Raw genomic sequence first — 3,503 nt, forward strand, 5'->3', positions numbered from 1 at the left:
CCCCGCCATTAGCAGCAAAGCGATTGTTGCAATCGTTACTCCCGTCAAAATTGGTTTCGTAGCGCCCACCCGATCTAACAAGCGACCAGAAATTGGTGCCAGAACTGAACCAATCACAGCCCCAGGAAACACAAACAATCCAGCGACTGTCGCGCTAACGTGCATGCCTAGTTGCAAATAGTTTGGCAAAATGAATGACAGCCCCAACAAAATGGCTTGGTAAACCAAAAAGCTGTAAAGAAACGCATTAAACTTGCGGTTACGCAAAATACTCAAACGAAGCAAGGGCTGGCGCTTATTAAATTGGAAGTAAATTACCAACACAACCAAAGCAATGATAATCCATAGCAGTGACATTTTTTCGATTGCAATTAACAACAATCCTAACCCGAGACCTAGTGTTATAAAGGCCGGCAAGGCAAATTTTTCAGTTTTTTCAACTGATTCAATGGGCATACTGGTTAATCCCATCACCAGGGAAATGACTAAGAGTACAATCAAAAACCAGAAAATAGCCCGCCAGCCTAGACTATTTAGCAATACCCCACCATACGTGGGACCGATGGCAGGGGCAATCGAAGTTGTCATCGTCCCAATGCCCATCATCACACCACGTCGATCACTGGGCGACTTAGTTAAGATAATATGAAACATCAACGGTAGCGCGATTCCTGTTCCGATACCTTGTAAAACACGCCCAACTAACAGCACACCCAAACTTGGTGCAAAGGCGTCAGTAAGCACCCCGAGAATAAAGGCTAAATTCGCAATAATAAAAAGTCGGCGTGGCGCAAAATTACGAATCAAAAACGCGGACACCGGTACAATAACTGCAATCGCAAGTAAATAACCCGTTGTTACCCACTGAATACCATTTGCTGTTGTGCTAAACTCATGCATCAACTCAGGGAACGTGACATTCATTGATGTTTCAATCAAAACACCACTAAAACTCATAATCCCGGCAGCTAGTACGGCTCTAAGTACGTGCCATTCCTTTGCTTGCATCTCCTATCGACCTCCTAAAAAAAATAAAAAAGGCGCGACACCACTGCTAATCGCAATGATGTTACGCCTCTGTGTTCGGCTCTTAACGAGCTATCTGTACGAAACAACTTGTACTAAATTAACAGAATTTTCCAATCCTGTCAAAACGAACAGTCATTCTTAATTTAATGAGTTTGCAAATAGTTAACTGCTTCAGTAAAGGTCTTAACCGGCACAATCTTCATATTCGGTGCATATTTCTTGGCCGTTTTAACAGCCAATTGATAATTGGTTAAACCATCTGACTCCAGCGCCAAGTTACTCTTAGTTGGCTTTAAATATGGTGCGAAGAAAATTTTGGCACCTGCCTCATGGGCAACAATAACTTTCTTATCGATACCACCAATTTCACCAACATTGCCGTCCTTATCAATTGTACCTGTCCCAGCAATCTTACGGCCGGCGGCTAGATTTTGGTTCGACAAGGCGTCATACATTTCCAGCGAAAACATCAAGCCACCCGATGGGCCACCGATATCGCCCATGTTGGCTGAGACTTTACGTGCTGAACTAACCGACACATCATCTGTCAGGGCGATACCAATTCCTGGCAACTTTTTAGTACCGGCTAGTGCCACTGACTTTCCAGTTGCCTGTTTAGCTTTCTTATTCCGCTCATAGGAAATTGTTAGTTTCGATCCAACTTTATTTGACCGAATGTAATCCTGAAAACCCTTCGCAGATTTGAAGTGATGATTATCAACTGAAGTAATCGTATCACCCACTTTTAAAGCCTTTTTAAAATTAGAATTGTCCTGAACCGCCATCACATAAATACCGTTAAAGGAACGTTTATAAGGAATTTTTGCTGCTTTATAGGCCGTTGCCTTAGCTTCGTTGACAGCTGAATCCATATAAATCTTGTTAATGGCGACGTTATCTGCAGATGAACCGCCACCGTTCGCCTCATAAGATGTCATCAGCGATGCCGTTGGATCTAGCCAAGCCATGATGGCACCAATACCGTTCACTTGTGACATGTAAACTGCTGTAATCATAAACTGACCATCAAGTTTTGGCTTTTTACCATCGACTTTAATGTAATGACTCAAATCATCAGCTTCTCCAGGCGTTTCAGCATACAAGGGTAATGGGCAAACTAAAACTAGCAGCATTAATATGCCGACAATAATGCCGGATATTTTAAGCCAACGTCGTTTCTTATGAGTTGCTTTCGCCATATTACTTACCTTGCACTTTTTCAATTAAAGCAGCGGCTACTGGCGCAGGCACAAGGTCATGTACGTCAGCGCCAAAACTGACAACTTCTTTCAAAATTGAGCTAGAGATATTTTGGTGTTCTGGTCGTGCCATCAAAAAAACAGTTTCAACTGTGCCTAAATAGTGATTCATTTCTGCAATATCACGTTCGTACAAGTAGTCCGTTTCGTTACGTAAACCACGCACCAATGTATCGGCTGCAATCTCTTTCATGTAGTCAACCGTGAGGCCTGTCATTTCGCGTACTGAAACATTGGGTAAATCAGCCGTCGACGCCTCAATTAACCGAATCTTTTCTTCAGGAGAAAATAAATACTTCTTCATTTTGTTTGTACCTACGCCGATGACCACTTCATCAAACAACTTCGACGCACGACGAACAACATCTAAATGCCCATTTGTAAATGGATCAAAACTTCCTGGAAACAATACCCGACGCATATTTACTCCCCCTCATATTGATAAAGCGTCACAACGGTGATGCCATAATCTTTTTGCTTAATGAAACTGAACCCTGGTATGTCCTCTGGTAAATTCGCGAACTGATCCGTCTCTGCAACAACCAACGCATCTGGTGCAATCAGGTTTGCGGCTTGCAGCTTGGCCAAATCGGCCAAAATAGTTTGCTTAGCGTATGGTGGGTCAAAATATAAGACATCAAATGGTGTCGATCCCATCAAACGTTGAATGGCAGCGTCTGCTGTACTCTTAATAACCGTAAATTTTTCTGGTGCCTTTGTAACCGCAATGTTGTCATTAATCGTCTTAATGGCTGCAAACTGACGATCAACCAATACCGCTTCATCCAAGCCTCGTGACACACCTTCAATACTCAAACCACCTGAACCGGCATACAAATCTAATGAGCGTCCACCGTCAAAATAAGGGCCAATCATGCTAAAAATAGCTTCTTTAACCTTATCTGTCGTTGGTCGCGTTGCATCACCTGGGACCGCCTTTAGAGGACGACCACCAAATTCTCCACTAACAATACGCATTATAATTCCTCTTCTTCAGCTGGTTCATCAGCCAATTCTGATGGATCAACAGATAATTCAAAGCCGTCACCTTGGCTACCTACCGTGGTATCCACGTCTGGCCAATGTGACAACTCTACTGATGACACAAAACCCAATCGCTCAATCAACGCAGATTTTGTTGCGACATCTGCCTCGTTCATATAAATGACAGCATACTTCATTTTTTCTGAAATATAACTCACCACGCCAAAGCGC

Annotated in this window: 5 protein-coding genes; all 5 read right to left on the minus strand. The window is 43.0% G+C overall.

Translation table 11 applies throughout. From position 1 onward, the window contains the following. On the minus strand, positions 1 to 1,008 hold a 1,008-nt coding region (locus WEIDD23_RS01940; RefSeq protein WP_242865388.1), incomplete at its 3' end, for an MFS transporter. Positions 1,009 to 1,172: 164 nt separating this feature from the next. Beyond that, positions 1,173 to 2,228 (minus strand): SepM family pheromone-processing serine protease, encoded by a 1,056-nt coding sequence (locus tag WEIDD23_RS01945; RefSeq protein WP_029237496.1) that lies wholly within the window; start codon positions 2,226 to 2,228, stop codon positions 1,173 to 1,175. Between the two features lies 1 nt (position 2,229). Further along, positions 2,230 to 2,709, minus strand: a complete 480-nt coding sequence (gene coaD, locus WEIDD23_RS01950; protein WP_010373666.1) for a pantetheine-phosphate adenylyltransferase — start codon at positions 2,707 to 2,709, stop codon at positions 2,230 to 2,232. Between the two features lie 2 nt (positions 2,710 to 2,711). Then, positions 2,712 to 3,266 (minus strand): 16S rRNA (guanine(966)-N(2))-methyltransferase RsmD, encoded by a 555-nt coding sequence (gene rsmD, locus WEIDD23_RS01955; protein ID WP_010373668.1) that lies wholly within the window; start codon positions 3,264 to 3,266, stop codon positions 2,712 to 2,714. Beyond that, positions 3,266 to 3,503 (minus strand): DUF2129 domain-containing protein (locus WEIDD23_RS14330; protein ID WP_062358710.1); only part of this gene is annotated, 238 nt, incomplete at its 5' end. The genes WEIDD23_RS14330 and rsmD, both read right to left, overlap by 1 nt.

It is taken from the genome of Weissella sp. DD23, from assembly GCF_001579105.1.
Lineage (GTDB): Bacteria > Bacillota > Bacilli > Lactobacillales > Lactobacillaceae > Weissella > Weissella cibaria.

Excerpts from the sequence above, each read along its gene's own strand:
- WEIDD23_RS01945 (WP_029237496.1), bottom strand. The coding sequence starts at position 2,228 with ATGGCGAAAGCAACTCATAAGAAACGACGTTGGCTTAAAATATCCGGC.
- coaD (WP_010373666.1), bottom strand. The coding sequence starts at position 2,709 with ATGCGTCGGGTATTGTTTCCAGGAAGTTTTGATCCATTTACAAATGGG.
- rsmD (WP_010373668.1), bottom strand. The coding sequence starts at position 3,266 with ATGCGTATTGTTAGTGGAGAATTTGGTGGTCGTCCTCTAAAGGCGGTC.